This window comes from Streptomyces sp. NBC_00258, from assembly GCF_036182465.1.
In the GTDB taxonomy this organism is placed as follows: Bacteria; Actinomycetota; Actinomycetes; order Streptomycetales; family Streptomycetaceae; genus Streptomyces.
Genome location: NZ_CP108081.1, coordinates 2466619 through 2492911, shown reverse-complemented (window position 1 = coordinate 2492911; position 26293 = coordinate 2466619). Strand labels below are relative to the sequence as shown.

Here is a 26293-nt window from a genome sequence, read left to right as displayed (position 1 = left end):
TCGCTTCCATTGTGACGCTGTGTGACTCTCTCCGGCTTGCGGGGTTCCCTGGACCGGCGCAGACAATGGTGGACATATTGCCCGGGACGGACCGGGACGGACGGGAGAACGTGGTGCGCATACCCACCAGAACCCTCGTCACGGCCTGCGCGCTGTCCGCGGCGCTCCTCACAGGGGGCTGCGGCGGCGACGGGGACAAGGCGTCCGACTCCGCCACCTCCGGCGGAGAGGTCTTCCTCCAGCCGGTCGCGGCCCAGGGCCCGGACCCCTTCACCGACTCCACGGCCACCACGACCGCGACTCCGCCCCCCGTCACCCGTACGCCCCAGTCCACGGCCCCCACGGGCAGCGCCACGGCGGAGGGCGTCCGGTCCGTCTCGGGCGGTACGCCGGGCCTCTACGGCGGCACCCGGCGCGTCGGCAGCTGTGACGTCGACCGGCAGATCCGCTTCCTCACCGCCGACCAGGTCAAGGCGCGCGCCTTCGCGCAGTCCGCCGGCATCGCCCAGACAGGCATCCCCGACCATCTGCGCGGACTGACCCCGGTCGTGCTGCGCGCCGACACCAGGGTCACGAACCACGGTTTCCGGGACGGGCGTGCGACCGAGTACCAGGCCGTCCTCCAGGCGGGCACCGCCGTCCTGGTCGACAACCGGGGCGTACCGCGCGTGCGCTGCGCCTGTGGCAACCCCCTCAAGCCGCCGGTCGCCCTCCAGGGAACCCCCGGGCACAACGGCCGCCCCTGGTCCGGCTACCAGCCCACCAAGGTCATCGTGGTCACTCCGGCCCCACGGGTGATCGTCAACATCACGATCATCAACATCCAGAACAACACCTGGATCGAGCGGAGGATCGGCGACCACGACGGCGACGAGGACCGCATCGTGCCCGCGCCCGTCGTCGACCCGCACAGCCCGCGCCCGGACGGATCCTCGCTGTCGCCGGACGAGTCGTCGCCCGACAGGTCGTCGCCCGACAGGTCGTCGCCCGACAGGTCGTCGTCGGAGAGTTCCTCGGAAGGCGCCGACGAGTCCGCGAGCGACTGCGTGACACCGACCGTGACCGTCACCCCAGGCACCACCGAGGGCACTCCGACGGACGACTCCACGGACACCACGTCCCCGGACCCCACGGACTGCCCCACGGTCACCGAGACGGCCACTCCGGACCCCTCCGACGACCTGGTGTCACCCCCGGACGGTACGGACACGGGTACGCCGCCCGACGCGGACGTCCCCGACGAGCCCACCGTCGAGCAGCCCGAACCGCCGCTGGACTCCCCGGCCGACTCCCCGGAGAGCGAGGCCGGCCCCGACACCGTCCCGGAAGGCCCCGACCTGCCCGACGGCGGCGGCCTGATCCCCGACTAGGCCGGGCCGTGCGCGACCTGCCGTACATCCGTCGGCCGAGCGGTCCCGGGGGCGTCCCACGGGTCGAAGAATCGCCCAAATCCTGGCAAGGTGGGCCCATGGTTGATCGGGGAGCGAGCGCCCTGTCACTCCCGGACGACTGGCCCGCCCACCCGGACCCGATCCTGGCGCTCAACCGCATGGGCAGCTTCGACTGGGACCTGGACACCGGAACGTTCCAGATGGATGCCCTGGCCCACGAGATCTTCGACGTGCGCCCCGACGAGTTCGACGGCCGTCCCGAATCGCTGAGCATCCGGGTGCCACCGACCGAGGGCCGCCGCCTCGACGCCCACGTCTCCCAGGCCATCAAGGACGGCAGCGAGAACTACGGGGCGTACTTCCGGGTCCGCCGCCGTGACGGCACCCTGCGCTGGACCCACACCCAGGGCTACATCCGGCGCGACGAGACCGGCCGTCCGCGCCGCATCATCGGCATCGTCCGCGACGCCACGCAGGAACTCGGTGAGGCCGAGGCCCGCCGCGAGCAGGCCGCCCTTGACGAGGCCCGCCGCCAGCAGACCAACATCGTGCAGATCACCACCGCGGCCCTCGCGCACGCCCACACCGTCCAGGACGTCATCGACGTCCTCAAGGACACCCACGGAGTCACCCACCTGGGCGCCAAGAGCCTCGTCATGGGCCTGGTCGAGGCCGGCCGCATCCGGCTCGTCGCCGAGGGCCCCGCAGGCAGCTTCGTACCGGGCACGCTGGTCACCCGTATCGACGAGCAGTACCCGATGAGCGAGGCCGTGCGCACGCTCGCCCCGCGCTTCATCGAGTCGCCGGAGGAGTTCGCCGAGCGGTACCCGCTGCTCTGGCCGCACATCACCGGTCTGGAGATCACCTCGGCCGCCTATCTGCCGCTCATCGCCCAGGCCAGACCCATCGGCGCCATCGGACTGCTCTACAACGACCGGCACGGCTTCTCTTCGGAGGACCGCAACGTCCTGGTCGCGCTCGGCAGCAGCATCGCGCAGAGCCTCCAGCGGGCCATGTTCTACGAGCAGGAGAAGGACCTCGCCCAGGGACTCCAGCAGGCCATGCTGCCGCGCTCCATTCCCAGCGTCCCCGGCGCCGACATCGCGGTCCGCTACCGCTCCGGCTCCCTCGGCCGGGACATCGGCGGCGACTGGTACGACGTGATCCCGCTGCCCGGCGGCCGCGTCGGTGCCGTCATCGGCGACGTCCAGGGCCACGACACGCACGCGGCCGCCGTCATGGGCCAGCTGCGCATCGTCCTGCGCGCCTACGCGGCCGAGGGCCACACCCCCGCCACCGTCATGGCCCGTGCCTCCGTCTTCCTGCACGAACTCGACACCGAGCGCTTCGCCACCTGCCTGTACGCGGAGGTCGACCTGTCCACCGGTGTGATGCAGGTGGTCCGGGCGGGCCACATCGACCCGCTCGTCCGTGACACCGACGGCAGCTGCCGCAGACTGCCCCTCGAAGGGGGCCTGCCCCTCGGGCTCTCCGCCCTGTTCGGGAGCCTCGAGTACCCGGTCAACACCCTCGAACTCGACCCCGGCCAGACCCTGCTGCTGTGCACCGACGGCCTCGTCGAACAGCCCGGGATCGACCTCGACGACGGCATGCAGACCCTGCGCGCGCTCATCTCCACCGGCCCCGACGACGTACGCGACCTCGCGGACCGGCTCATCGACGTGGCCGAGGAACGCGGCGGCGAGGACGACGTGGCGCTGCTCCTGATGCGGCGCCTGGGCCTCGACGCGCAGCGCCCCGGAGGCCGGCTGCAGCAGCATGTCGGGCCCGGCGACCCCGAGGCGCTCGCTGAGGCGCGGCACATGATCCGTGCGGCCGTACGCGCCTGGGGTGCGGGTGAGAGGGCCGACGAGATCGAACTGATCGCGGACGAGCTGATCACCAACGCCCTGATGCACACGGAGGGCTCGGCCATCGTGACGTTGCGTGTCCTCGTCGGGCTCGACCGGCGGCTTCGTGTGGAGGTCGAGGACGCTTCCAGTGCTTTGCCGCGGCGGCGGGAGGCGGGGGAGTCCGGGGTGTCCGGGAGGGGGCTGCTGCTGGTGGACCGGCTCGCGGATGTGTGGGGGGTGGAGGCTCGGGGCGGCGGCAAGTGCGTGTGGTGCGAGTTCTCGGTGCCCGACCGGGAGTGAGTGGGGTCGGGGGGCTTGCGGGTGCGTTGTGACGTGCGGGGTGTGGTGCCTGCCGCGCAGTTCCGCGCGCCCCTGACGGGGCGCTGGTGGCACCCTGGGTCCTATGCCGGAGCTTCCCGAGGTCGAAGCGTTGAAAGACTTTTTGGCCGACCATCTGGTCGGTCACGAGATCGTGCGGGTGCTGCCCGTCGCGATCAGTGTGCTGAAGACGTACGAGCCGCCGCTGAGCGCCCTCGAAGGGCGGGAGGTCGTGGCCGTGCACCGGCACGGGAAGTTTCTGGATCTGGAGACGGACGGCGGGCCGCGCTTCGTGACGCATCTGGCGCGTGCGGGGTGGCTGCACTGGAAGGACCGGCTTCCGGACGGGCCGCCGCGGCCCGGCAAGGGCCCTCTGGCGATGCGCGTCGCCCTGGAGACCGGCGAGGGCTTCGACCTCACCGAGGCGGGCACCCAGAAGCGGCTGGCCGTGTACGTCGTACGGGATCCGGGTGAGGTCCCCGGTGTCGCCCGGCTCGGCCCGGACCCGCTGGCCGACGACTTCGACGAGGCCCGTTTCGCGAAGCTCCTGCATGGCGAGCGGCGGCAGCTGAAGGGTGCCCTGCGCGACCAGAGCCTGATCGCGGGAGTGGGGAACGCCTACAGCGACGAGATCCTGCACGCCGCGAAGATGTCGCCCTTCAAGCTCGCCTCGGCCCTCACGGCGGAGGAGACGGGGCGGCTGTACGAGGCCCTGCGGACGACCCTCGCCGACGCCGTCGAGCGCTCCCACGGACTCGCCGCGGGCCGGCTGAAGGCCGAGAAGAAGAGCGGACTGCGGATCCACGGCCGCACCGGAGAGCCCTGCCCGGTCTGTGGCGACACCATCCGCGAGGTCTCCTTCAGCGACTCGTCCCTCCAGTACTGCCCGACCTGCCAGACGGGCGGCAAGCCCCTCGCGGACCGCAGGATGTCCAAGTTCCTGAAGTAGCCACGGCGAGCCGTGACCGGCCGTCAGGCACCCGCGCAGGAGCCTTCGGGGCCCGTGTACGGGCCGTCAGGCACCTCCGCCTCAGGGGGCCTTGAGCGTCACCAGGGCCTGTCCCTCCGGGTTGCGCACCTCGTACCGGACGACCTCGCCGGGATGCATCGCCGCCGCGCCGTGCATGGGCTCGGAGGGTTTGCTCTGGGCGGGCTCGCCGGCTTTCTCGGGCACGGTCCAGCTGAGTACGACCTGCTCCGAGTCGTCGCGGCCGATGGCGACGAGCTGGCAGCGCAGGAGACTCGGCGCGTTCTTGACCTTCAGGTCGACTTCGCTGCCCCAGGCACGGTTCAGGGTGGTGACCTCGGCCCATACGCCCGACGACGGGTCGGTCGCCGCGACCGTCTCGCCGCCGGAGGACTCGTCCCCGGTGAAGACCGCGACCGCGGGACCGCCCACGGCGAAGGCCACGGCCGCGGCGACCGCGTACAGCCAGCGCCTGCGTCCGCTGCGGCGTGTCGACGCGACATCTTCCAGGAGCCGGTCCAGCAGGGCCGGCCCGGCCTGCGTCATGGGATGCACCGCACGTGGTGTCGCCTGGGCGTATGCCCGCAACGACCGTGTGGTGGCTGCCAGTTCATGTATCTGAACCGCACACTGGGGACACTCCGTGAGGTGGTCCTCGAAGCGGAAGGCATCCGCCTCGTCCAGCACGCCGAGCGCATATGCGCCGACGTCGCGGTGGCGTTCCAGCGACCTCATACCAAATCCTCGGTGCCGATGGGGTGTGTGTGCGGGGAGTAGTTGCTTGCCCACCGGTACGCAGGAGACCGCCGAATCACTCAAGTCCCGCAGGAAACGAACCAAGAGATTCGGAGCGGACGGGCCCGCGGATTGGTCGAGGTTCAGAAAAAACTGGCCAGGGTAGATGGAGGGGGAAGTGTGTCGGAAAACTGCTCAGAAAAGATGGATCGCCAGGTGCCCCAGCGGCAGCCCCAGCTGCCAGGCGGGTGTCCAGACCTTCGGCCCGTCGTCCTCCCCGATGACCGGACCACCGCCCGGCACCGCGTCCAGGTCGGGCGCGAGCAGCTCGGTCTCCTCCAGCCAGCGCCAGGCCGCCGTCGCCAGATCCAGGTCCGGCGCCGGGCCTCCCGCTTCGATCGCCTCGGCGGCGAGTCCGGACATGCGTTCCCGCACCCAGTCCTGCCACGGCTGGTCGTACGCCGTCAGCGACAGCCACGTCTCCAGCTGTGTGACGACCCGGATGCCGGAGAGTTCGCCGCTCGTGTCCGACAGGTAGATGGTGAGCGCCAGGGCGTCGCGCCCGGCGCGGAACTCGAAGGACGTCGGCGGCATCAGGTCGCCCGTCCGCAGCAGTTCGTCGGCGATGTACTCGGCGTACAACCACGCCATGGGGACGGTGAGTTCACCACCACCCGCGCCGTCCGTGCTCTCTTGACCTCTGTGCAGCATCCCTTCCTGCCTTCCTCCGGTGCGTGCGCGTCGCCCGAACCCGGGCCCCCAGTCCGGAACACGGATGAAGACAGCTGATTGCTCAACCATGGTCCTCGGCAAGGCGCTTTACGGAGGCTTGACCTAGCCTCCGGTTTCACCGCAGGTCGGCCGCGTATCCCGGAAGAACCCGGCGCAGGGCGCGCAGCGCGTAGTACGCGCGAGATTTCACGGTACCGGGCGGAATCCCCAGGGCCTCCGCGGCCTCCGCCACACTCGCCCCCCGGAAATACACCTGCACCAGGACTTCACGGTGCTCGGGAGTGAGTGTCTTCACAGCCTCGCGCACATCGAGGGTCGCCACCGAGCGTTCCGCGTGATCGGCCGCGACCCGCGCGCTCTCCAGTACGGCGTCCCCGACCTCGGCGGGCCGTGCCTGACGGGCCCGCCGCGCGTCTATGGCCAGCCGCCGGCCGACCGTCAGCAGCCAGGGCCGTACGGACTCGAAGTCGTCGGCGCGCAGCGCCTCGGGATGCTGCCAGGCGCGTACGAATGTCTCCTGCACCAGATCCTCGGCACGTTGGCGGTCTCCGTCGGAGAGCCTCAGCATCAGGGCGAAGAGCGGTGCGCCGTGCTCCCGCTGCAATTCGGCCAGCTCGTGCTCGGCGGTCGTCCTGCTGGTCATGGTCGTGGCGGCCGTCATGGCCGTATGCCAGCGCAGGGCGACCCGCCGGGACAGGCCACGGACACGGCTCGTCGGCAGACGGTCGAACCCGTCGACGAACGGTACGACGAACGGTCAACCGGGACGGAAGGCTCCGCCTCCGCATCTCGGTTCGCCCCAATGGCCCCGTCCTGGAACCCCGTACGGGGCAGTGACCGTGGCGCCTTCTTGACTCCCACAGGCACCGATATGTGGATACATATCAGTTCGTACGTAAATACGACCGCATTGATCAGTATTGAGACGCATTGGAGCGAGGCCGAGAATGTCGAGGACACCGCGCACCCGACAGGCGACAACGGCACTCGCGGTCCTGTGCTGCGCCGCTGTTGTCGCGAGCTGTCAAGGGCAGGACGGGCCGAATCGCCGGGGGAGCCCGGTCGGGGGCGGAGCGTCGGCGCAGAGCTTCACACTCGTCGCCTCCGGTGACGTCCTCCCGCACAGCTCGATCATCGACCGGGCGAAGGCCGACGCGGGCGGGTACGGCTACGACTTCCGCCCCATGCTGTCGGGGGTCAAACCCGTCGTGGCCCGCGCCGATCTGGCGATCTGTCACATGGAGACGGTGTACGGAGCGGACGGCCACTACACCGGCTACCCCACCTTCAAGTCCCCGCCGCAGGTGGCGGAGGGCCTCGCCGCGACCGGCTACGACGCCTGCTCGACCGCCTCCAACCACTCCCTGGACGACGGCGCCGCCGGTATCCGGCGCACCCTCGACGCGCTCGACCGGGCCGGGGTGCGGCACGCCGGGTCCGCCCGCAGCGCCGCCGAGGCGAGCGCTCCAACGATCATGCAGGCGGGCGCCGCCAAGGTCGCCCACCTCGCGTACACCTACGGCACGAACGGCTTTCCGCTCCCGGCCGGCGAACCCTGGGCCGTCAACCTCATCGATCCCGACCGGATCGTCACGGACGCCCGCGCCGCCCGGAAGGCGGGCGCCGACGTCGTGGTCGTGTCCCTGCACTGGGGCACCGAATGGCAGGACGAGCCGGACGCCCAGCAGCTGAGACTGAGCAAGCAGCTGACCGGGTCCCGCACGGACAACCGCCCCGACATCGACCTGGTCCTCGGCACCCACGCCCACGTCCCCCAGGCGTACGAGAAGCTCAACGGCACCTGGGTGATCTACGGGATGGGCGACCAGATCGCCGGCAGGATGACCAACCACAGCGGCGCCCAGGACCCCCGCGGCAACGAGAGCACGATCGGCCGCTTCACCTTCGCCCCGCCGGAGAGGTCCGGCGACCGCTGGCGGGTCGAGAAGGCCGAATTCGTCCCCCAGTGGTTCGACCTGGGCCCGGGCCGTGTGGTCGACCTCAACAGCGCGCTCGGACAGGGAGCCGACGTGAAGGCCGTACGCGACCGGATCCGCCGCGTCGTCCTCAGCCGGGGCGCGGCCGAGGACGGCCTCGTCATGGCGAAGTAGGAGAAGCAGGCGGGGTAGGAGAAGCAGGCGGGGTAGCAGGGTGCGTCGAGGTGCCTCGCGGGCGCTCGACGGGCCGCGCGGCCTCTACGGGACCACCGTCACCGGCCACCGCCCCGCCTTCACCAGGCGGATCGCGACGGAACCGACGATCCGGTGGCCCGCCTGCTCGGAGGCGCCCACGACGACGGCGTCGGCCTTCAGTTGGTCCGCCGCCGAGACGAGGCCGTTGTACGGGTCGCCGCGGAAGGTGTGGAACTCCCAGCGCACGTCGAATATGCCCTTCACCTGCTCGGTCGCGTCCCGGATCTCCCGGACCAGCTCCTCGGCGATCTGGTCGGTCGTCTCGGCGACCGGAACCCCGAGCGCGGCGCCCGCCGCCATCACCGGCTGGATATAGACCAGAGCGAGGAGCGCCCGCTGGCGCCGGGCCAGCCCCGCGGCGTAGGCGGCGGCGCGCAGGGACGAGGCGGAGCCGTCCACGCCGACCACGATGACCTTGGGCCCGTCGGTGCCCCGTTCGAACTGGTGGGAGTGCTGTTCCGTCACGGCGCAGAGGCTATCGGAACAGCCGGGCCCCGCAGCCGCCCGGGACCGCGCACGGCCGCGCTCGACAGGCGGCCGGGTCCCGATCTTCCTACAGTCGAGAGCATGAGTGCCGGCGTCCGGGCGGAAGCCCCGAGGGACCCGAAGGACACGACAGGGCCGATACGCCCGTCGCGGGACGGTCTCCTCAGCAAGGTGCCCGAGGGATTCGCGGTCTTCTTCGCCGCCCTCGGGCTGCTCTGTCTGGTGCTGGCCTTCATCCCGCCGCTGCGCCGGCTGCTGCGCCCGGTCGTCCACGTGCTGAACCTGGTCGTGGTCCCGGTCAGCGCGAACCTCGCGTACGCCGTCTTCCTGTTCCTCCTCGCCGCCGCCATCGCGGCCCGCAAGAAGATCGCCTGGTGGCTGGTGGTCGTCTATCTCGGACTGCTGGTCCTCGTCGACGTGCTGGGCACCGCGATGGGCCAGTACGCCGACTCCGTCCCCTCGCTCGTGGTCTGCGCCCTGGCCCTGGGCCTGCTGATCGTGGCCCGCCGGGAGTTCTACGCGGACTCGCGCAGGGCCGCGGTGCGCCGGGCCATGGGCGTGCTGTTCGCCGGGCTGGCCGTCGCGATCCTCGTCGGCTGGGGACTCGTCGAGCTCTTCCCCGGCACACTGCCGCGCGGCCAGCGGCTGCTGTGGGCCGCCGACCGGGTCTGCGGCGGACTGATCTCGGGCGGCGCCTTCGACGGGCGGCCACCCCGCCCACTGTTCTTCTTCCTCGGCCTGTTCGGTGCGCTCGCCCTGCTGAACGCGGCCGCGACCCTCTTCCGCTCCCAGCGCATGGAGGCGGCACTGCACGGCGACGAGGAGCGCCGTATCCGCGCCCTGCTGAAGGCGTACGGGGCGGACGACTCGCTCGGTTACTTCGCCACCCGCCGCGACAAGGCCGTCGTCTTCTCGCCCAGTGGCAAGGCCGCCGTCACCTACCGCGTCGAGGCCGGGGTGTGTCTCGCCAGCGGCGACCCCGTCGGTGACCGCGAGGCCTGGCAGCACGCCATCGGCGCCTGGCTCGACGTGGCCCGCCGCTACGCCTGGGCCCCCGCCGTCATGGGCGCCTCCGAGGAGGGCGCGAAGGCGTACGCGCGCTCCGGGCTCGGCGCTCTCCAGCTCGGCGACGAGGCGATCCTGCACGTCGCGGGCTTCGACCTCGACGGCCGCGACATGCGGGTGGCCCGACAGGCGGTGGGCCGCGTCCGCCGCACCGGCGCCACCTGCCGCGTACGCAGACACTCCACCCTCACCGACGAGGAGATGGAGGAGATCGTCGACCGGGCGGACGCCTGGCGGGACACCGAGACCGAGCGCGGCTTCTCCATGGCCCTGGACCGGCTCGGCGATCCCGAGGACGGCGACTGCCTCCTCGTCGAGGCGCTCGACTCCGACGGCAGGCTGCTGGCGCTGCTGTCCCTCGTGCCCTGGGGCCGCGACGGCGTCTCGCTCGACCTGATGCGCCGGGACCGCAGCGCACCCAACGGCGTCATGGAGTTCATGGTCGCCGAGCTGTGCGCGGTCGCCGGAAAGCTCGGTGTGCGCAGGATCTCGCTCAACTTCGCCGTGTTCCGCTCGGTCTTCGAGGAGGGCGCCCGTATCGGTGCCGGACCGGTCCTCAGACTCTGGCGCCGCCTCCTGCTGTTCTTCTCCAAGTGGTGGCAGCTGGAGGCCCTCTACCGGTCCAACGCCAAGTACCACCCCGAGTGGTATCCGCGCTTCATCTGTTACGGGGACACCGCCGCCCTCGCCCGGATCGGACTGGCCTCCGGCATCGCGGAGGGCTTCGTCTCCGTACCCTCGCTGCGCACACTCCGGGGCAGGGGGCACGCGAAGGGCGGGCCCAAACCGGCGAGCACCGAGGGCCTGCCGTCGCTGGCGGCGCTCGGCCTCGACGGAGGGGCCGAGGCCGAGGCCGCCGATCCGACCGCGGGACTGCCCGAACAGGTCCGTATCCGGCACCGCAAACTCGACCGGCTCCGCGCCGACGGCACCGACCCCTACCCGGTCGGCATCCCGCCGCGCACCCACGTCCTCGCCGAGGTCCGCGAGGAGCAGCAGGTGACGGTCGCGGGCCGCGTCATGCTCGTACGCGACTTCGGCGGCATCCTCTTCGCCGTTCTGCGCGACTGGTCCGGCGACTTCCAGCTCGCCCTCACCCGGAAGGACGCCGGCCCCGCGCTCGGCCGGTTCCGAAAGGACGTCGACATCGGCGACCACGTCAGCGTCACCGGCCTGACCGGTGTCAGCGACAAGGGGCAGCCCACGGTCTTCGTCACCTCCTGGCAGCTCATCGGCAAGTGCCTGCGCCCCCTGCCGGACAAGCGGCGCGGCCTCGCCGACCCCGAGGCCAAGGTCCGCCGCCGCTATCTGGACCTGGTCGCGAGCCCGGACACCCGGGACGTCGTACGCGCCAGGTCCACCGCCGTCCAGGCCCTGCGCCAGGGCCTTCTGGAGCGCGGCTATCTGGAGGTCGAGACGCCGATGCTCCAGCAGATCCACGGCGGCGCCAACGCCCGGCCCTTCCACACCCACATCAACGCCTACGACCTCGACCTCTATCTGCGGATCGCCCCCGAGCTGTATCTGAAGCGGCTGTGCGTGGGCGGCATGGAGAAGGTCTTCGAGATGGGCCGCACCTTCCGCAACGAGGGCGTCTCCTACAAGCACAACCCCGAGTTCACGATGCTGGAGGCCTACCAGGCCTTCGCCGACTACGACGTGATGCTCGACCTCACCCGGGAACTGATCCAGGGCGCGGCGACCGCCGCCTTCGGTTCGCCGGTCGCCCGCAAGGACGGCACCGAGTACGACATCTCGGGACCCTGGCCCGTCAGAACGGTCTACGGGGCGATCTCCGAGGCGCTGGGGGAGGAGATCGACTCCGACACGCCCCTGGAGTCCCTGCACCGGCTGTGCGACCGGGCGGGCGTCCCGTACACCGCAGAGCACGGCCGCGGCGATGTCGTCCTCGAAATGTACGAACGCCTGGTCGAGGAGAAGACCGAGCTGCCGACCTTCTACAAGGACTTCCCGACCGACGTCTCCCCGCTCACCCGGCAGCACCGCGTGGACCCGCGGCTCGCCGAGCGCTGGGACCTCGTCGCCTTCGGCACCGAGCTGGGCACCGCCTACTCCGAGTTGACCGACCCCGTCGAGCAGCGCCGGCGTCTCACCGCGCAGTCGCTGCTCGCCGCCGGGGGAGACCCGGAGGCGATGGAGCTGGACGAGGACTTCCTCGACGCCCTGGAGTACGCCATGCCGCCCACCGGAGGGCTCGGTATCGGCGTCGACCGGCTCGTCATGTTCCTCACCGGGCTCACCATCCGCGAGACCCTGCCCTTCCCGCTCGTACGCCGCCGCTGAGCCGCTCCCGACGCCCGGTAGCTGCTCTCAACGGGTGCTTTCGTGCGTCCGCACCGGTGGACATGTGCTGCGGCACACGTCGGCCGGGCGACTGATTACTCATGAATAAGGATCAGTTCCTCTCGCGGCGCCGGGCGTTGCTCGCCGGCGCCGCCGTGCTGGGAGCGGCGGGCGCGGCCGGCACGGTACAGGTGCTCACCGCCGACCCCGGCTCCCCGGTCCGGTCCTCCGCCGCTCCCGCCGCGGGCGCCCAGGCGAAACGGGCGGCCCTGAGACCCTCCGCCTACCGTCTTCAGCCCATCGCCGGATACGGGCCGGTCCGCGGCACGGCCGCGCGGACCCTCGTACGGCACGAGCCGTTCCTGCGTATGTCGGGGCGCGGCAAGAGCATGGTGCTGACCTTCGACGACGGGCCCGATCCCCGCTACACCCCGCAGATACTGCGCACGCTCAAGGCCCACAACGTGCGCGCCATGTTCTTCGTGTGCGGCGAGATGGCCGCCGAACACAAGGACCTGCTGCGCCGGATGACAGACGAGGGACACGTGGTCGGCAACCACACCTGGTCCCACCCGTTGCTGACCCGGCTGACCCGCTCCGAGATCCGCTCCCAGATGGAGCGCACCTGCGATGTCATCGAGGAGGGAACCGGAGAGCGGCCCGGCTGGTTCCGCGCGCCGTACGGGGCCTGGAACCGGGCCGCCTTCCAGATCGGCGCCGAACTCGGCATGGAGCCGCTCGCCTGGACCGTCGACACCCTCGACTGGACCTCGCCGGGCGCCGGCGCGATCGAGAACCGGGTCATCAAGGGCGCGGCCCCGGGCGTCGTGGTCCTCGGGCACGACGCGGGCGGGGACCGTACGCAGAGTGTGACGGCGCTGCGCGACTATCTGCCCCGGCTGCTGGACTCGGGATATCACATCATGGTGCCCCGGCGGCAGTTGACATAGATCGGCGGAGTTCCACGGAAGCCGTAAGGATTCCGTGGAACTCCGCGGGGTTTCGCCCGCCGGGCCGAGAAACGCTCAGCGAACCTCGATCAGGCGGGCGAACACGACGACGTTCCCGTCGTAGCCGTTCTGCTTGGAGAAACCGCCCCCGCAGGTGATGACGCGAATTTCGGGGGTTCCGGTGTTCCCGTAGACACGGTCTCCGGGGAAGTTGTTCTTCTCGAAGACCTCGATGCCGTAGATCTCGAAAACGGCGGTCCTTCCGTCCTTGCGCAGGACCTCCACGCGATGTCCCTTTTTCAGTGCCCCGAGTCCGTAGAAGACGGCGGGGCCCTGTCGGTTGTCGACGTGGCCGACCATGACGGCCGTGCCCTTCTCGCCGGGCGAGACCGCGCCCGAGAACCAGCCCGCGAGGTTCGGGTCCTCCGGCGGCGGCGCGTCCACCCAGCCCTCCATGTCGAGGCCCACGGGTGTGGCGGGGGCGTCGACCTGGATCGCCGGAATTTTGATGCGGTCGACCACGGAGAACGGCAGGGGGGCCGGAGTGCCCGTGCGGGTCGTGTCGCCGGTGACGTGGTTGTCCGCGGCGGCGGCCGTCGCGGGTTGCGGGGGCCCGACGTCGAACTCTCCAGAACCGTTTCGAATGAGAGCGAGGCCGGTCAGCAGGACAAGCGCTATCACGCCCCAAGGAGCGCGCTTCTTGGGGCGCTCCTCCTCTTCCGCCAGCTCGGACACGGACATTCGCAATCCCCTCTCGACGTGGCCGTCGCCACGTCCGTCGCGCATACGAGAACGCTAAGCGCAGCGCGCGCGCAGGGCGACGGGAGAAGCGCGAACGGGTGGCGGAGTGTGTCGCCGTGCGCCATCCGAGTTGCCGTGGCCAGGAAATTTCTGACGGTCCGTGACCTGCGGCAATATCCGATTGTGTTCCTTTCTGTCGGCGTGTCCTCTCACCGGTACGGAGCATTCTCGAAATGCGGCCCTGTGCACGGCAACTGAGGGTCTGTCTGGGAGGCGTTTTCTCGCCGATCGACTCGGGGACGGTTCCCGGGGCGCCTTCCGCGGAGGATCACATGCGTACCAATCGTGCCCTGGCGGTCTCTGCGGTGGCGTTCGCCGCCGTCGGACTCGCCGCTCCCACGGCCGCGGCCTGGGACAACCCGAGCAACATCACCGTCACGCCCAGCGTCATCGCCCGGGGAGGCCAGCTGTCGGTCAGCGTGGACGGCTGCCCGAACGGCGGCTCCGCGACGTCGACGGCGTTCCCGCAGGCCAGACTCTCGCCGACCGGTGGCAACAACGAGACCGCGAAGGGGACCGCCACCATCAACAGCTCGGCCAACCCGGGCTCGTACGACATCACGGTCCACTGCAGCGGCAAGACCCTCACCAAGCCGCAGGCCTTCACCGTCATCGGTGGTGTCCGAGGCGGTCTCGGCGGCAGCAGCTCCACCGGTGCCACACCGACCGACATCGCGATCGGCGGCGGCCTCGTCGGCCTCGCCCTCATCGGCGGCGGGGTGTTCTGGATGCGCCGCCGCTCCGAGAACAAGATCTGAGCCCGGACAGCCCTTCGCCCCGGACCCTCAAGGGTTCCGGGGCGAAGGGCTGTCCGGTGCGTCCGGTGCGTCAGCCGCCGTGCTCGCCGGCGCGCCGCCGCGACCAGTAGTACGCCGCGCCGACCGAGCCCGCGATGAGCGCGGCGCCGAGACCGATCTCACCCGCGTCGAAGCCGCCCGCGCTGCCGCCGACGCCGGCCTTGACGCCCCGGTGGACGGGGGCGGGCGTCGGGTCGTTCGGGCGTCCGGTGGCGATGGTGAGGTCCGTGTGGCCGGACTCGTTCCCGCACTGGAACGTCACCTCGTACACCGCGCCGGGCTTGGCGTCCCAGTCGACGGTGGCCGTGGCGGAGCCCTGTCCCTTGGGGATCGTCACCGTGTCGAAGACGCCCGAGGAGACCTTGGTGTCCGACTTGCAGCCGTTGACGGACAGCGAGACGCGCCCGCCCGCGGCGATGGTCGTGGGCGAGACGTTGAAGCCGAACGAGGTGATGTTGCGCTCGCCGTCGTCGCGGGCGGCGGCGACGGGTGCGGTGAGGGTCAGGGCGGTCATGCCCAGCAGTGCGGCCGAAGCGACGCGTATCGCGCGCATGGTGAGTCCTCCGGGTCCCCGAGGCGCAGCCGCGGATCTTTTCCGCTGCGCCGTACATGCACCTCGATGATCGAAACGCTAGGAAGGTGCGGGCGCGGGCGCGATCGCAGTCGCGCGAATGGGGCAACGGTGTGGGCCGAACCGGGTATCGGATGCCTGCGGTTGGGGGACGGGCGCGGCGTGGCGTCCGCCCCCCGGTGGAGCGGGCTCGTAGGGGTCCGTCACTCACCGGCCTTCGGGAAGAGCGTCAGGAACGGATCGGCCGTCGCCGTGATCCCGCGGCTGTAGGGAGCGTCGAAGTCCCAGATCAGGAAGAGCAGGAAGGCGATCAGGGCGGCGAACAGTCCCGCCAGGATCACCTCGCGCAGGGTGCGGCGGATCTGCAGCGCGAAGATCAGCCCGACGGTGACCACGGCTCCGGTGATCAGACCGAACCACACGACGCCCGGCATGGTCGGTGCCGTCGACTCCGAGCGCGCCGTGCGCGCGTTGTCCGCCGCGGTGACCTGGTCGAGGAGCGGCTGGTAGGCCTGGGCCTCGAAGTCCGTCCGCGGCTCGTAGTCGGTGACGTCGTGGCGGATCTTGGCCAGCAGCTTCGTCCCCTGGTCGGTGACCCGGCCGTCGTCGGCCATGGCCTTCCACTCGGTGGTGACGACGTGGCCGACATAGTCGTTGACGTCGTCCCGGATGCGGTCGCGCACGTCGGGCGGGTACACCCGTACGCGCTCGGAGATCTCGTGCAGTGCGTACGCCTCGTTCTGGACGTGATCCTGGGCGACGCCACGCGCCTCCCAGACACCGGCGATGGCCAGGCCGAGCACGATGGCGTACACCACGCCGATCATCATCGTCATGTACTCGATCACGTCCGGAGTCTCGGACGGATCGTCGTCCTCGGCGGCGGTGTGGTGCCGCACGACGGTGACGATGAGGACGACGACACTGGCCGCCGCCATCGCGAGGGCGAGAACAAGCCATTCCGACAAAGGATTCCTCCAGGGGTCAGCGCGGGCGCAGCGCGGCGACGGCGAACACCGCGGGCGCTGTGATGAGCAGGGTGAGCGAGACCAGGGACGGGCCGCCGCGGGGCGGAGCCTTGCGCGCCCTGGTGCGGTACGGCGGGTAACTCACCGGAGTCGGCGAGGGGCTGGGACGCACCGTGGGGGTCGGCGTCGCTGTCGGAGTGGGTTTCGGGGCCGGCACGGGAGCCGGCGGGCGCGGCGCGACGGGAGCCGGCCGTGGTGGGGCCGGCGCGGGCGGTGGCACGGTCGGCGGGTCAGGGGCAGGCCGCGGTGGGGGAGGCGGCGGGTCGGGCGTGGGCGTCGGAGTCGGAGTCGGTTTGGGCGGGGGCTTCGGCGGAGGGGCCGGTTCCGGAGTCGGGCAGGGCGGGGGCGGCGTCGGTGTCGGCGTGGGGCAGGTCCCCGCGACGGCCACCGCCACCGTGCCGTTGCCGCCGGGCCCCGTGGCCGCGTACGCGCAGGAGTCGGCCGCCGCCGGAGCGGGCGCGCCACCGGCGATCCAGGTCAGCGCGAGCAGCATCAGCAGGCGTATGACGAGGGCGCGTCGGGTCCGTGGCTGAGTTCGTAGTGGTCCAGGCACGACGGCGATCATCGGTCCCCACGCGCTCGCGCGCGCGAGAGTGCGCGCAGGTTGCACCCGAAGGAGGGACAAGGGGCTCGCGCGCTTGCCGTCACGCGCCGGAACCGGCCTCCCGCGCCCCACCAAAAGCAGGGTTCCCGGGCGTTACCAGAAAGAAATTTGTGCGCGCTTTGAACACTCACCGCACTCCCACCCGTACCTAGGGCCATACGCGGTGTGGATCAGCGCCGCAACACCTAAGCAGACAGCGGGAGTTACCAATGAAGACCTCCTGGCGGAGCGCCTCACTCGTAGCGTCAGCTGCGGCAGTGCTGGTGCTGACGACGGCGTGCGGTCAGGACAAGGCGGACACTTCGACCGGCAGCCAGAACGTGGGCGCGGCGCCCGCGGCCAATGGTTACGGTTCGGCGGGGGCCGCGGCCAGCCCGAGCACCGGAGCCGGTGCCGCTGGTGCGGGCGCCCAGACGCAGAGCGCCGGACAGCTTGCCGTGGCGGACACCGACAAGCTCGGTGAGGTTGTCACGGACAGCGCGGGCATGACGCTCTACCGCTTCGACAAGGACACGGCCGAGCCGCCGAAGTCGAACTGTGACGGCGACTGCGCCACTGCCTGGCCTCCGGTTCCGGCTTCGGGCGCCACCGCGCCGATCGGCGTTGACAAGACCCTGCTCGGTGAGGTCACCCGTACCGACGGCTCCAAGCAGCTGACCTATGAGGGCTGGCCGCTGTACCGGTTCGCGAAGGACACCAAGGCCGGTGAGACCAAGGGCCAGGGTGTGGGCGGCACTTGGTACGCCACGGCCCCCGATGGCAAGAAGGCCTCCGGTGGCGGAGAGGCCGCGGCCGGCGGCAGCGCGGAAGCCGCCGACCTGCCGGGTCTGTCGACCCGTAACGACCCCGAGCTCGGTGAGGTCGTCGTCGACAAGAACGGCATGACGGTCTACCGGTTCGAGAAGGACGTCCCCTGGCCGATGAAGTCGAACTGCGTCGGCGAGTGCCTGGAGAAGTGGCCGGTCGTCGCGCCGGTCGACGCCGCCGACACCAAGGGCATCGACAACAAGAACGACGGACGGCGCGGCTACGTCGTCAACAACCGCCCGGACGGCCTCAAGCAGCAGAGCATCGACTGCTGGCCGCTCTACACCTTCGCGGGCGACAAGAAGCCCGGTGACACCAACGGCCAGGGCGTCGGCGGCACGTGGTACGCCATCTCCCCGGAGGGCAAGCCGCTCGGCAAGCCGAAGTAGCCCGGCCGAAGCAGCCGGTCCGAAGCAGCCAAGCAGACGACCACTTCCCCAGGTTGGTCACCGAGACGCACCGATCACGAAGCGCGGAGGGGAGGCGACGTTCGAAGCGCGGAAGGTTGTGAACGCACAGAGAACGTGAACGCACAGAGAAGGAGAGTGCCGAAAGTTCGGAAAACGTGTGCACAACCACCGGTTCGCCCCCTCCGCACCGCACGGAGGGGGCGAAGCGGCTTTTTCACATCCGGCCGGACCCGGTCGCGTGAACGGTTTTCCGCACGCTACTTCGTAACGCTGCGCAGTTTTCCCGGAACTCTTTGGAATGCTTCGGTGCGATTTCGTAAGGCGGCCAATTCGGCACGTGCCGGAGGCAGTGACGTGGAACGGACGGTCAATTTCCGTTTCCACTCGCTCCATTGGCGGGCGATCAGTAGCCTCAGCTCGAACACCGGATCGTCTACGCCTTGGAGAGATAGATGGAGCGTCCCGCCTGGGCCCCACGTGGCATCGACATCTCGGTGCCCAGTGTGAGCCGCGTCTACGACTACTACCTGGGCGGATCGCACAATTTCGAGGTCGACCGGGAAGCCGCGCGCCGGGCCATGGAGTTCATGCCGGGACTTCCCAAGATCATGCAGGCGAACCGCGCGTTCCTGCGCCGCGCCGTGCGCTTCGCGGCCGACGAGGGCATCTCCCAGTTCCTCGACATCGGTTCGGGCATCCCCACCTTCGGCAACGTCCACGAGGTGGCTCAGAGTGCCCGCCCCGGCGCACGCGTCATGTACGTCGACCACGACCCGGTGGCCGTCGCGCACAGCACGGCCGTCCTGGCCGGAAACGAGGACGCGGACGTGGTCACCGCCGACCTCCGCAAGCCCCAGGAGATCCTGGCGAGCCCTCAGGTTCAGCGCCTGATAGACCTGAATCAGCCAGTCGCACTCCTTCTCGTTGCCATACTTCACTTCGTGGAGGACGCGGACGACCCGTACGGGGCGGTGGCAGAGCTGAGGGACGCGCTTGCGCCCGGCAGCCTGTTCGTCGTCTCGCACGCCTCGTACGAGGGACTCCCGCTCTCCCAGGAGCGGGCCGAGGGCGCCGTCGACGTCTACAAGGACATCCGCAACCCGCTGATCATGCGCTCGCGCGAGGACGTCGCGCGGTTCTTCGAGGGGTACGACATGGTGGAACCCGGACTGGTGCCGATGGCGAAATGGCGGCCCGACTCGGCGTCCGAGGACGAGGATCCTTATTCCTACTCGGGTTTCGCGGGCGTGGGGCGCAAGGCGTGACCGCCGAGCCGGACGGGCCGGAGGACAGACTGCGCAGGTTCGCGACGATCTGGAGCCGGGCCGTGTTCCCGGCGACCGCGACGTCGCTGACCCGGCCGGAGTTCGAGCAGCGCCTGGTGCCGCTCGCCCGGCGGCTCAGCGAGGCGCTGCGGGCCAGGACGTTCGACGCCGCCGAGGGCCAGGCCGTCGGTGCCGCGCTCATCGACGCGCACTGCACCGAACCCGAGGCACTCAGCCGCACACTCGACTGCGTCGACGCCTATCTGGTGCTCTACTGCGGCGGCGACGGGTCCCAGGAGGCCCTGCGCACCCGCTCGGCGCGTCTGCAGCACGCCATGGCCGCCGGGTTCGCGCACGCGCTGCGGGAACGGACGCTGGCCGAGCAGGAGTCCATCGCGCGCGCCGCCCTCCAGGCCCAGGGCGTGGTGGCGGACGCCCTGCACGCCACCGAGGCACGCTTCCGAGCGGTCTTCGAGGGTGCCGCCATAGGCATCGGCGTGGCCGACCTCGACGGCAACATCCTGCAGGTGAACAACGCCCTGCTGCGCATGTTCGGCGGCACCGAGCAGCTGATGCGCGGCCGCAACGTCACCGAGTGGACCCACCCCGAGGACGCCCCCCAGGTGTGGCGGCTCTACGAGGAGTTGGTGCGCGGCGACCGCGAGCACTACCACGTGGAGAAGGCCTTCTACCGCCCCGACGGAACGGTTCTGTGGACCAACCTCACCGTCTCCCTGCTGCGTGACGCGGACGGCCGGCCCCAGTACCAGCTCGCCCTCATGGAGGACACCACCGAGCGCCGGCTGCTCAACCTGCGTCTGCGGTACGAGGCCACGCACGACGCGCTCACCGGACTGCCCAACCGGACGCTGTTCTTCGAGCGGCTCGACAAGGCGCTCGCGGCGGGCGACGGAATGCGCTTCGGTCTCTGCTACCTCGACCTCGACGGCTTCAAGACCATCAACGACAGCCTCGGGCACGCGGCCGGCGACCGGCTGCTCGTCGAGGTCGCCGACCGGCTGCAGTCCTGTGCGACAGCGCCCGGCGAGATGGTCGCCCGGCTCGGCGGTGACGAGTTCGTCGCCCTGACGACCGGGCCCGACACCGAGAGCGAGGTCGACGCGCTCGCCGACCGCATCATGAACGCCCTGATCACACCGGTGCGTATCGACGGCAGGGAACTGACCGTCCGCGGCAGCATCGGCATCGTCGAGGGCCCGGCGGGCGAGCGCGGCCCGGCCGAGGTGCTGCGCAGCGCCGACATCACGATGTACCGCGCCAAGTCGGCGGGCGGCAACCGCTACGAGCTCGCCGACCCCGAGGCCGACGCCCGTGCCATCACCCGGCACGGGCTCACCACGGCGCTGCCCGCGGCCCTGGACCGCAACGAGTTCTTCATCGAGTACCAGCCGCTCGTCCACCTCGGCGACGGCAGCGTGCGCGGCGCCGAGGCGCTCGTGCGCTGGCTGCATCCGCAGCACGGCGTGCTCGGACCCGACCGTTTCATTCCGCTCGCCGAGCACACCGGCCTGATCGTGCCGCTCGGCCGCTGGGTCCTGGAGCAGTCGGTCCGCCAGGCCCGCGAGTGGCAGGAACGTCACGCCGACGCGGGTCCGCTGCGGATCAACGTGAATCTCTCGCCCTGCCAGCTGACCCACCCCGGCCTGGTCGCCGACACGGTCGACATCCTGGAGCGCATCGGACTCGAACCCTCCTCGCTCTGCCTGGAGGTCACCGAGTCCGCCCTGATCGGCGCCGACGACGACCTGCTCAAGCCGCTGCGCCGGCTCGCCGAGATGGGCGTCGACATCGCCCTCGACGACTTCGGCACGGGCTATTCGAACCTCGCCAACCTGCGTCGCCTCCCGGTGAGCATCCTCAAGCTGGACCGTTCCTTCACCCAGGGCATGCAGCAGTTCCCCGCCGATCCCGTCGACCTCAAGATCGTCGAAGGGATCGTTTCCCTGGCCCACAGCCTGGACCTCGCGGTCACGGTCGAGGGCGTGGAAACGGCGGCCCAGGCCGAGCAGCTCCGCATACTGGGCTGCGACACGGCTCAGGGCTGGTACTACGCCCGCCCGGGTCCCCCGGACCGCCTCCACGAGCTGGCGTTGGTGGACGCGACGGGTTGAGCGTGGCCGCTCCTTGGGAGTGCTGTGCCGGGGAGCGCCGTTTTGGGGTGCGGGTGCGCTGTGGCTGGTCGCACAGTTCCCCGCGCCCCTGAAAAGCGGGGCTGCGCCCCTGGCTTTTCGCCTCTGGGGGCGCGGGGAACTGCGCGCTCAGTCACGATGCACCCGCACCCAACACACCACGCCAACCCTCACCTGCCCAGGGGCGCGGTGAACTGCGCGACCAGCCCCCACGCACCCGCACCCCCGGCGGAGCCTCACCGCTCCAACAACATCCGCTGAAGCTCCCGCGCAGCCCGAGGCGGAGCCACATCACTGCGGTGCGCCAGCGCGATGGTCCGAGCCAGCCCGGGCCGGGCAAGCGGGGTGACCCGCAACCCCCGCCCGGTCCGCGCAGCGACCATCCGCGGCACCACAGCCACCCCCAGCCCCGCCCGGACAAACCCCAGCACCGCGTCCATCTCCCCGCCCTCCACCGCGAAATCCGGCTCGAACCCCGCGGAGCGACACGCGGCGACGGTCAGCTCCCGCAGGTCGTACCCGTGCCGGAACATCACCAGCCGCTCACCCTCCAGGTCGGAAACCCGCACGGTCCGCCGCCCACCCCCGGGGGCCGACGCCTCCGGCGACGACACCACCACCAGGTCCTCCCGCAGGACCTCGACCGTGGTCAGCGCGGGCGACGGCGTCGGTAGAGGCAGTACGACGAGAGCGAGGTCGAGCGCCCCACGGGCGAGCTCCCGTACGAGATCGTGCGAGCCCCCCTCCTCGATCAGCAGCCGGATGCCGGGATACCGGTCGTGGAAGGCGCGCAGCACGTCCGGCAGCAGCCCCGTGCACAGGCTCGGTGTCGCGCCCAGCCGGACCCGCCCGCTGCGCAGCTGGGCCAGCTCCTGGACCTCGTGCCGTGCCGTGTCCGCGTCGGCCAGGATGCGGCGGGCCAGCGGCAGCAGTGCCTCGCCCGCGTCGGTGAGCGTGATGTTCCCGCGCGCCCGGAGAAAGAGATCGGCGCCCAACTCCCGCTCCAGCGCCTTGATCTGCTGGGAGAGCGACGGCTGGGCGACGTGGACCAGATCGGCGGCCCGGGTGAAGTGCCGGGTCTCGGCGACGGCCACGAAGTACTGGAGCTGCTGGAACTGCATGACCCAAGATTACGCCCCACGATAGGCATGGCCTATGGAATCGAGCCGGACCATGTCTTGGACCGATCGGCCCTCCCGGCCCTAGCGTGCGTTCCATGGCTCTGGCAACGCGGACGGACCGAAAACCGTCCATGACGCGCACCATGTGGGACTCGTCCGTCGGCAAGAAGACCGTGATGGCCGTCAGCGGCCTGATCATGCTGGCGTACCTGGTCGTCCACATGCTGGGCAACCTCAAGATCTTCTTCGGGTCGGACGAGTTCAACCACTACGCGCACTGGCTGCGCACCATCGGCGAGCCCTTCCTGCACTACGAGTGGGCGCTGTGGATCATCCGCGTGGTCCTGGTCGCCGCCGTCGTCGCACACGCCACCTCCGCGTACCAGCTGAGCCGCCGCGACATCAGGGCGCGCCCCACCAAGTACGTGCACAAGAAGCCCCGGGCGAGCTACGCCACGCGCACCATGCGATGGGGCGGGATCATCCTCGGCCTCTTCATCGTCTGGCACATCCTCGACCTGACGACCGGCACCGCGCACCCGGGCGGCTTCCAGTCCGGACACCCGTACCAGAACGTGATCGACACCTTCTCCACCTGGTACGGCAACGTCGTCTACATCCTCGCCGTGCTCGCGCTCGGCCTGCACGTACGGCACGGCTTCTGGAGCGCCGCACAGACTCTCGGCGTGGGCAGCCGCACCCGCGACCGAGCCTTCAAGACCATCGCCAACGTGCTCGCGCTGGTGCTGACGGTGGGCTTCATCTCCGTACCCGTGGGCGTGATGACCGGAGTGGTGAGCTGACATGACCGCTGAATTCGCCGAGTACACGACCGGAGAGCCGGTCGTCGACACCAAGGCCCCCGAGGGGCCGGTCAGCGAGCGCTGGGACACCCGCCGCTTCGAGGCCAAGCTGGTCAACCCGGCCAACCGGCGCAAGCACACCGTGATCGTCGTCGGTACGGGTCTCGCGGGCGGCTCCGCCGGCGCCACGCTCGCCGAACAGGGCTACCACGTCGTCCAGTTCTGCTACCAGGACTCTCCGCGCCGGGCCCACTCGATCGCCGCGCAGGGCGGCATCAACGCCGCCAAGAACTACCGCAACGACGGCGACTCGATCCACCGGCTGTTCTACGACACCGTCAAGGGCGGCGACTTCAGGGCACGCGAGTCGAACGTCCACCGGCTCGCTCAGATCTCCGTCGAGATCATCGACCAGTGCGTAGCGCAGGGCGTGCCCTTCGCCCGCGAGTACGGCGGCCTCCTCGACACCCGTTCCTTCGGTGGCGTCCAGGTGTCCCGGACCTTCTACGCCCGTGGCCAGACCGGCCAGCAGCTTCTGCTGGGCGCCTACCAGGCGCTGTCCCGCCAGATCGCCGCCGGGAACATCGAGATGCATCCGCGCACCGAGATGCTCGACCTGATCGTGGTCGACGGACGGGCGCGCGGCATCGTCGCCCGCGACCTGATCACCGGGAAGACCGACACGTACTACGCGGACGCCGTCGTCCTCGCCTCCGGCGGCTACGGCAACGTCTTCTACCTCTCCACGAACGCCATGAACTCCAACGCCACCGCGATCTGGCGGGCCCACCGGCGCGGCGCCTACTTCGCCAACCCGTGCTTCACCCAGATCCACCCCACCTGCATTCCGCGTACCGGCGAGCACCAGTCCAAGCTCACGCTGATGAGCGAGTCGCTGCGCAACGACGGCCGGATCTGGGTCCCGAAGGCGAAGGGCGACGACCGCCCCGCGAACGAGATCCCCGAGGACGAGCGCGACTACTACCTGGAACGCATCTACCCCTCCTTCGGCAACCTCGTCCCGCGCGACATCGCCTCCCGCGCCGCGAAGAACGTCTGCGACGAGGGCAGGGGAGTGGGCCCCGGCGGCCAGGGCGTGTACCTCGACTTCGCCGACGCCATCCGGCGCATGGGCCGCGAGGCGGTCGAGGCCAAGTACGGCAACCTCTTCGACATGTACCAGCGGATCACCGACGAGGATCCGTACGAGGTGCCGATGAGGATCTACCCCGCCGTGCATTACACGATGGGCGGCCTCTGGGTCGACTACGACCTCCAGACCACCGTCCCGGGCCTGTTCGCGATCGGCGAGGCCAACTTCTCGGACCACGGCGCCAACCGGCTCGGCGCGTCCGCGCTGATGCAGGGGCTCGCCGACGGCTACTTCGTCCTCCCGTCGACGATCAACGACTACCTCGCCCGCAACCCGCACCACGAGGAGGTCACCGACGAACACCCCGTCGTCCAGGAGGTGTTGGCCGACACCGAGGACCGGCTGCGGCTGCTCCTCGCCGTCGACGGCGACCGAACCCCCGACTCCTTCCACCGCGAACTCGGCGAACTGATGTGGGAGTTCTGCGGAATGGCGCGTACGGACTCGGGGCTGCGCAAGGCACTTGAGCGCATCCCGCAGATCCGCGAGGAGTTCTGGCGGCGCATCAAGGTCCCCGGCACCGGCGAGGAGTTCAACCAGTCGCTGGAGAAGGCCAACCGCATCGTCGACTACCTGGAGCTCGCCGAGCTGATGTGCCTCGACGCGCTGCACCGCGACGAGTCCTGCGGCGGCCACTTCCGCGAGGAGTCCCAGACCCCGGACGGTGAGGCGGAGCGCCGTGACGAGCAGTTCTCGTACGCGGCCGCCTGGGAGTTCACCGACACCGGCGAAGCCCCTGTCCTGCACAAGGAAGACCTCGTCTTCGAGTACGTCCACCCCACCCAGCGGAGCTACGCATGAAGCTCACCCTGCGCGTCTGGCGGCAGCGGAACGCCGACGCCGACGGAGCGATGTCCACGTACGAAGTGGACGACATCTCGGCCGACATGTCCTTCCTGGAGATGCTGGACACCCTCAACGAGGAGCTCATCCTCAAGGGCGAGGACCCGGTCGCCTTCGACCACGACTGCCGCGAGGGCATCTGCGGCGCGTGCTCACTCGTCATCAACGGCGACGCGCACGGGCCGGAGCGCACGACCTCCTGCCAACTGCACATGCGGTCCTTCGAGGACGGCGACACGATCGACATCGAACCGTGGCGGGCCTCCGCCTTCCCGGTCGTCAAGGACCTGGTCGTCGACCGGTCGGCCTTCGACCGGATCATCCAGGCCGGCGGCTACGTCACCGCGCCGACCGGCGCCGCGCCCGAGGCCCACGCGACGCCCGTGCCCAAGCCGGACGCGGACTTCGCCTTCGAGCACGCCGAGTGCATCGGCTGCGGGGCGTGTGTGGCGGCCTGCCCGAACGGGGCCGCGATGCTCTTCACCTCGGCGAAGATCAACCATCTGAATGTGCTGCCGCAGGGTGCGCCGGAGCGGGAGACCCGGGTGCTGGACATGGTCGCGCAGATGGACGAGGAGGGGTTCGGCGGGTGCACGCTCGCCGGGGAGTGCGCCACCGCGTGCCCGAAGGGGATCCCGTTGGTCTCCATCACGGGCATGAACAAGGAGTGGCTGCGGGCCACTCGTAAGGCCGGTAAGCGGTAGCGCTCCGCTGGTGGGGCGTTGTTTGGCTGCGGGTGGGTGGGGGCTGGTCGCGCAGTTCCCCGCGCCCCTTACGGGGCTCGGTCACCCGCGGCCTTACGGGGGCTTTAGCGGGCGTTCGCCTAAGGTGCGGGCGAGTGGGCCGTCGTGGTGTTCAACCCCGGCCCTACCAGGCACCCCTGGCATTCAACAAGCTCACACCCGGTTTCTCTCCGCGGGTTACTCGCCGGTCAGCCGGCGTCGGAA

23 protein-coding genes are annotated in these 26293 nt (G+C 70.4%); 14 read left to right on the top strand and 9 right to left on the bottom strand.

Features of this window, described 5'->3' with window-relative positions; genetic code table 11:
• Positions 1–65 precede the first annotated feature (65 nt).
• The 3 genes from OG718_RS11480 to OG718_RS11470 all read left to right on the top strand — a co-directional run bounded on the left by OG718_RS11480 (position 66) and on the right by OG718_RS11470 (position 4511).
• Positions 66–1370 (top strand): DUF6777 domain-containing protein, encoded by a 1305-nt coding sequence (locus OG718_RS11480; protein ID WP_443054996.1) that lies wholly within the window; start codon positions 66–68, stop codon positions 1368–1370.
• A 98-nt stretch (positions 1371–1468) separates the two neighbouring features.
• Positions 1469–3544: a SpoIIE family protein phosphatase gene (locus OG718_RS11475; RefSeq protein WP_328844070.1), complete on the top strand. Its 2076-nt coding sequence runs from the start codon at positions 1469–1471 to the stop codon at positions 3542–3544.
• A 103-nt stretch (positions 3545–3647) separates the two neighbouring features.
• Positions 3648–4511 carry an Fpg/Nei family DNA glycosylase gene (locus tag OG718_RS11470; RefSeq protein ID WP_143634656.1) on the top strand — a complete coding sequence of 288 codons (864 nt, stop codon included), beginning with the start codon at positions 3648–3650 and terminating at the stop codon, positions 4509–4511.
• Positions 4512–4592: 81 nt separating this feature from the next.
• Here the strand turns inward: OG718_RS11470 and OG718_RS11465 are convergent, their stop codons facing one another.
• The 3 genes from OG718_RS11465 to OG718_RS11455 all read right to left on the bottom strand — a co-directional run bounded on the left by OG718_RS11465 (position 4593) and on the right by OG718_RS11455 (position 6657).
• Positions 4593–5264: an anti-sigma factor family protein gene (locus OG718_RS11465; protein ID WP_143634658.1), complete on the bottom strand. Its 672-nt coding sequence runs from the start codon at positions 5262–5264 to the stop codon at positions 4593–4595.
• Positions 5265–5459: 195 nt separating this feature from the next.
• Positions 5460–5975 carry a hypothetical protein gene (locus tag OG718_RS11460; RefSeq protein WP_143634660.1) on the bottom strand — a complete coding sequence of 172 codons (516 nt, stop codon included), beginning with the start codon at positions 5973–5975 and terminating at the stop codon, positions 5460–5462.
• A gap of 136 nt (positions 5976–6111) precedes the next feature.
• Entirely contained in the window at positions 6112–6657 is a 546-nt protein-coding gene (locus OG718_RS11455; RefSeq protein WP_055617217.1) for a sigma-70 family RNA polymerase sigma factor, read from the bottom strand.
• A gap of 286 nt (positions 6658–6943) precedes the next feature.
• On the opposite strand from OG718_RS11455, the gene OG718_RS11450 reads away from it, so the two are divergent.
• Complete coding sequence (locus tag OG718_RS11450) at positions 6944–8107, top strand: CapA family protein (protein ID WP_143634662.1); 1164 nt, start codon at positions 6944–6946, stop codon at positions 8105–8107.
• An 84-nt stretch (positions 8108–8191) separates the two neighbouring features.
• Here OG718_RS11450 and OG718_RS11445 read toward each other — a convergent pair whose 3' ends face one another.
• Positions 8192–8653 carry a universal stress protein gene (locus OG718_RS11445; protein WP_143634664.1) on the bottom strand — a complete coding sequence of 154 codons (462 nt, stop codon included), beginning with the start codon at positions 8651–8653 and terminating at the stop codon, positions 8192–8194.
• Positions 8654–8755: 102 nt separating this feature from the next.
• On the opposite strand from OG718_RS11445, the gene lysX reads away from it, so the two are divergent.
• Positions 8756–12043: a bifunctional lysylphosphatidylglycerol synthetase/lysine--tRNA ligase LysX gene (gene lysX / locus OG718_RS11440; RefSeq protein ID WP_328844069.1), complete on the top strand. Its 3288-nt coding sequence runs from the start codon at positions 8756–8758 to the stop codon at positions 12041–12043.
• Between the two features lie 101 nt (positions 12044–12144).
• Entirely contained in the window at positions 12145–12993 is an 849-nt protein-coding gene (locus tag OG718_RS11435) for a polysaccharide deacetylase family protein (protein ID WP_143634668.1), read from the top strand.
• Between the two features lie 75 nt (positions 12994–13068).
• On the opposite strand, the gene OG718_RS11430 is transcribed toward OG718_RS11435, so the two are convergent.
• A complete protein-coding gene (locus tag OG718_RS11430; RefSeq protein WP_328847736.1) occupies positions 13069–13734 on the bottom strand; it encodes a class F sortase in 666 nt (221 codons plus the stop codon).
• A 332-nt stretch (positions 13735–14066) separates the two neighbouring features.
• Here OG718_RS11430 and OG718_RS11425 point away from each other — a divergent pair, with 332 nt between their 5' ends.
• Positions 14067–14552 carry a hypothetical protein gene (locus tag OG718_RS11425; RefSeq protein WP_143634670.1) on the top strand — a complete coding sequence of 162 codons (486 nt, stop codon included), beginning with the start codon at positions 14067–14069 and terminating at the stop codon, positions 14550–14552.
• Between the two features lie 70 nt (positions 14553–14622).
• On the opposite strand, the gene OG718_RS11420 is transcribed toward OG718_RS11425, so the two are convergent.
• From OG718_RS11420 to OG718_RS11410, 3 genes are all read right to left on the bottom strand, one after another.
• Positions 14623–15144 carry a hypothetical protein gene (locus OG718_RS11420; RefSeq protein WP_143634672.1) on the bottom strand — a complete coding sequence of 174 codons (522 nt, stop codon included), beginning with the start codon at positions 15142–15144 and terminating at the stop codon, positions 14623–14625.
• 221 nt (positions 15145–15365) lie between these two features.
• On the bottom strand, positions 15366–16130 hold the full coding sequence (locus tag OG718_RS11415) for a bestrophin-like domain (protein ID WP_143634674.1): 765 nt from the start codon (positions 16128–16130) through the stop codon (positions 15366–15368).
• 16 nt (positions 16131–16146) lie between these two features.
• Complete coding sequence (locus OG718_RS11410; protein ID WP_260694962.1) at positions 16147–16275, bottom strand: hypothetical protein; 129 nt, start codon at positions 16273–16275, stop codon at positions 16147–16149.
• 184 nt (positions 16276–16459) lie between these two features.
• Here OG718_RS11410 and OG718_RS11405 point away from each other — a divergent pair, with 184 nt between their 5' ends.
• The 4 genes from OG718_RS11405 (at position 16460) to OG718_RS11390 (ending at position 21408) form a co-directional block, all read left to right on the top strand.
• The gene (locus OG718_RS11405; protein ID WP_186001083.1) at positions 16460–16723 is read left to right on the top strand and encodes a hypothetical protein; all 264 of its coding nucleotides are present in this window, start codon (positions 16460–16462) and stop codon (positions 16721–16723) included.
• 280 nt (positions 16724–17003) lie between these two features.
• A complete protein-coding gene (locus OG718_RS11400) occupies positions 17004–17990 on the top strand; it encodes an SCO0930 family lipoprotein (RefSeq protein WP_143634678.1) in 987 nt (328 codons plus the stop codon).
• A gap of 473 nt (positions 17991–18463) precedes the next feature.
• Positions 18464–19276 carry an SAM-dependent methyltransferase gene (locus OG718_RS11395; protein WP_143634680.1) on the top strand — a complete coding sequence of 271 codons (813 nt, stop codon included), beginning with the start codon at positions 18464–18466 and terminating at the stop codon, positions 19274–19276.
• Positions 19273–21408, top strand: coding sequence for a putative bifunctional diguanylate cyclase/phosphodiesterase (locus OG718_RS11390; RefSeq protein ID WP_143634682.1), 2136 nt, complete (start codon positions 19273–19275; stop codon positions 21406–21408). The genes OG718_RS11395 and OG718_RS11390 overlap by 4 nt, the downstream gene beginning before the upstream one ends.
• Positions 21409–21662: 254 nt before the next feature.
• Here OG718_RS11390 and OG718_RS11385 read toward each other — a convergent pair whose 3' ends face one another.
• On the bottom strand, positions 21663–22547 hold the full coding sequence (locus tag OG718_RS11385) for a LysR family transcriptional regulator (protein WP_143634684.1): 885 nt from the start codon (positions 22545–22547) through the stop codon (positions 21663–21665).
• A gap of 131 nt (positions 22548–22678) precedes the next feature.
• Between OG718_RS11385 and OG718_RS11380 the strand changes: the two genes are divergently transcribed.
• Genes OG718_RS11380 through OG718_RS11370 form a run of 3 tightly spaced genes read left to right on the top strand, consistent with a single transcriptional unit; the run spans position 22679 to position 26050 of the window.
• The gene (locus OG718_RS11380; RefSeq protein WP_328847735.1) at positions 22679–23350 is read left to right on the top strand and encodes a succinate dehydrogenase; all 672 of its coding nucleotides are present in this window, start codon (positions 22679–22681) and stop codon (positions 23348–23350) included.
• Position 23351: 1 nt separating this feature from the next.
• Positions 23352–25304: a fumarate reductase/succinate dehydrogenase flavoprotein subunit gene (locus tag OG718_RS11375; RefSeq protein WP_328844068.1), complete on the top strand. Its 1953-nt coding sequence runs from the start codon at positions 23352–23354 to the stop codon at positions 25302–25304.
• On the top strand, positions 25301–26050 hold the full coding sequence (locus tag OG718_RS11370) for a succinate dehydrogenase/fumarate reductase iron-sulfur subunit (protein WP_055611311.1): 750 nt from the start codon (positions 25301–25303) through the stop codon (positions 26048–26050). Before OG718_RS11375 ends, OG718_RS11370 begins: the two co-directional genes overlap by 4 nt.
• Positions 26051–26293 lie beyond the last annotated feature (243 nt).

What these genes read in the sequence shown, in the direction of transcription:
- OG718_RS11480 (WP_443054996.1), top strand. Translation starts at nt 66, where the DNA reads ATGGTGGACATATTGCCCGGGACGGACCGGGACGGACGGGAGAACGTG.
- OG718_RS11475 (WP_328844070.1), top strand. Translation starts at nt 1,469, where the DNA reads ATGGTTGATCGGGGAGCGAGCGCCCTGTCACTCCCGGACGACTGGCCC.
- OG718_RS11470 (WP_143634656.1), top strand. Translation starts at nt 3,648, where the DNA reads ATGCCGGAGCTTCCCGAGGTCGAAGCGTTGAAAGACTTTTTGGCCGAC.
- OG718_RS11465 (WP_143634658.1), bottom strand. Translation starts at nt 5,264, where the DNA reads ATGAGGTCGCTGGAACGCCACCGCGACGTCGGCGCATATGCGCTCGGC.
- OG718_RS11460 (WP_143634660.1), bottom strand. Translation starts at nt 5,975, where the DNA reads ATGCTGCACAGAGGTCAAGAGAGCACGGACGGCGCGGGTGGTGGTGAA.
- OG718_RS11455 (WP_055617217.1), bottom strand. Translation starts at nt 6,657, where the DNA reads ATGACGGCCGCCACGACCATGACCAGCAGGACGACCGCCGAGCACGAG.
- OG718_RS11450 (WP_143634662.1), top strand. Translation starts at nt 6,944, where the DNA reads ATGTCGAGGACACCGCGCACCCGACAGGCGACAACGGCACTCGCGGTC.
- lysX (WP_328844069.1), top strand. Translation starts at nt 8,756, where the DNA reads ATGAGTGCCGGCGTCCGGGCGGAAGCCCCGAGGGACCCGAAGGACACG.
- OG718_RS11435 (WP_143634668.1), top strand. Translation starts at nt 12,145, where the DNA reads ATGAATAAGGATCAGTTCCTCTCGCGGCGCCGGGCGTTGCTCGCCGGC.
- OG718_RS11430 (WP_328847736.1), bottom strand. Translation starts at nt 13,734, where the DNA reads ATGTCCGTGTCCGAGCTGGCGGAAGAGGAGGAGCGCCCCAAGAAGCGC.
- OG718_RS11425 (WP_143634670.1), top strand. Translation starts at nt 14,067, where the DNA reads ATGCGTACCAATCGTGCCCTGGCGGTCTCTGCGGTGGCGTTCGCCGCC.
- OG718_RS11420 (WP_143634672.1), bottom strand. Translation starts at nt 15,144, where the DNA reads ATGCGCGCGATACGCGTCGCTTCGGCCGCACTGCTGGGCATGACCGCC.
- OG718_RS11400 (WP_143634678.1), top strand. Translation starts at nt 17,004, where the DNA reads ATGAAGACCTCCTGGCGGAGCGCCTCACTCGTAGCGTCAGCTGCGGCA.
- OG718_RS11395 (WP_143634680.1), top strand. Translation starts at nt 18,464, where the DNA reads ATGGAGCGTCCCGCCTGGGCCCCACGTGGCATCGACATCTCGGTGCCC.
- OG718_RS11385 (WP_143634684.1), bottom strand. Translation starts at nt 22,547, where the DNA reads ATGCAGTTCCAGCAGCTCCAGTACTTCGTGGCCGTCGCCGAGACCCGG.
- OG718_RS11380 (WP_328847735.1), top strand. Translation starts at nt 22,679, where the DNA reads ATGACGCGCACCATGTGGGACTCGTCCGTCGGCAAGAAGACCGTGATG.
- OG718_RS11375 (WP_328844068.1), top strand. Translation starts at nt 23,352, where the DNA reads ATGACCGCTGAATTCGCCGAGTACACGACCGGAGAGCCGGTCGTCGAC.
- OG718_RS11370 (WP_055611311.1), top strand. Translation starts at nt 25,301, where the DNA reads ATGAAGCTCACCCTGCGCGTCTGGCGGCAGCGGAACGCCGACGCCGAC.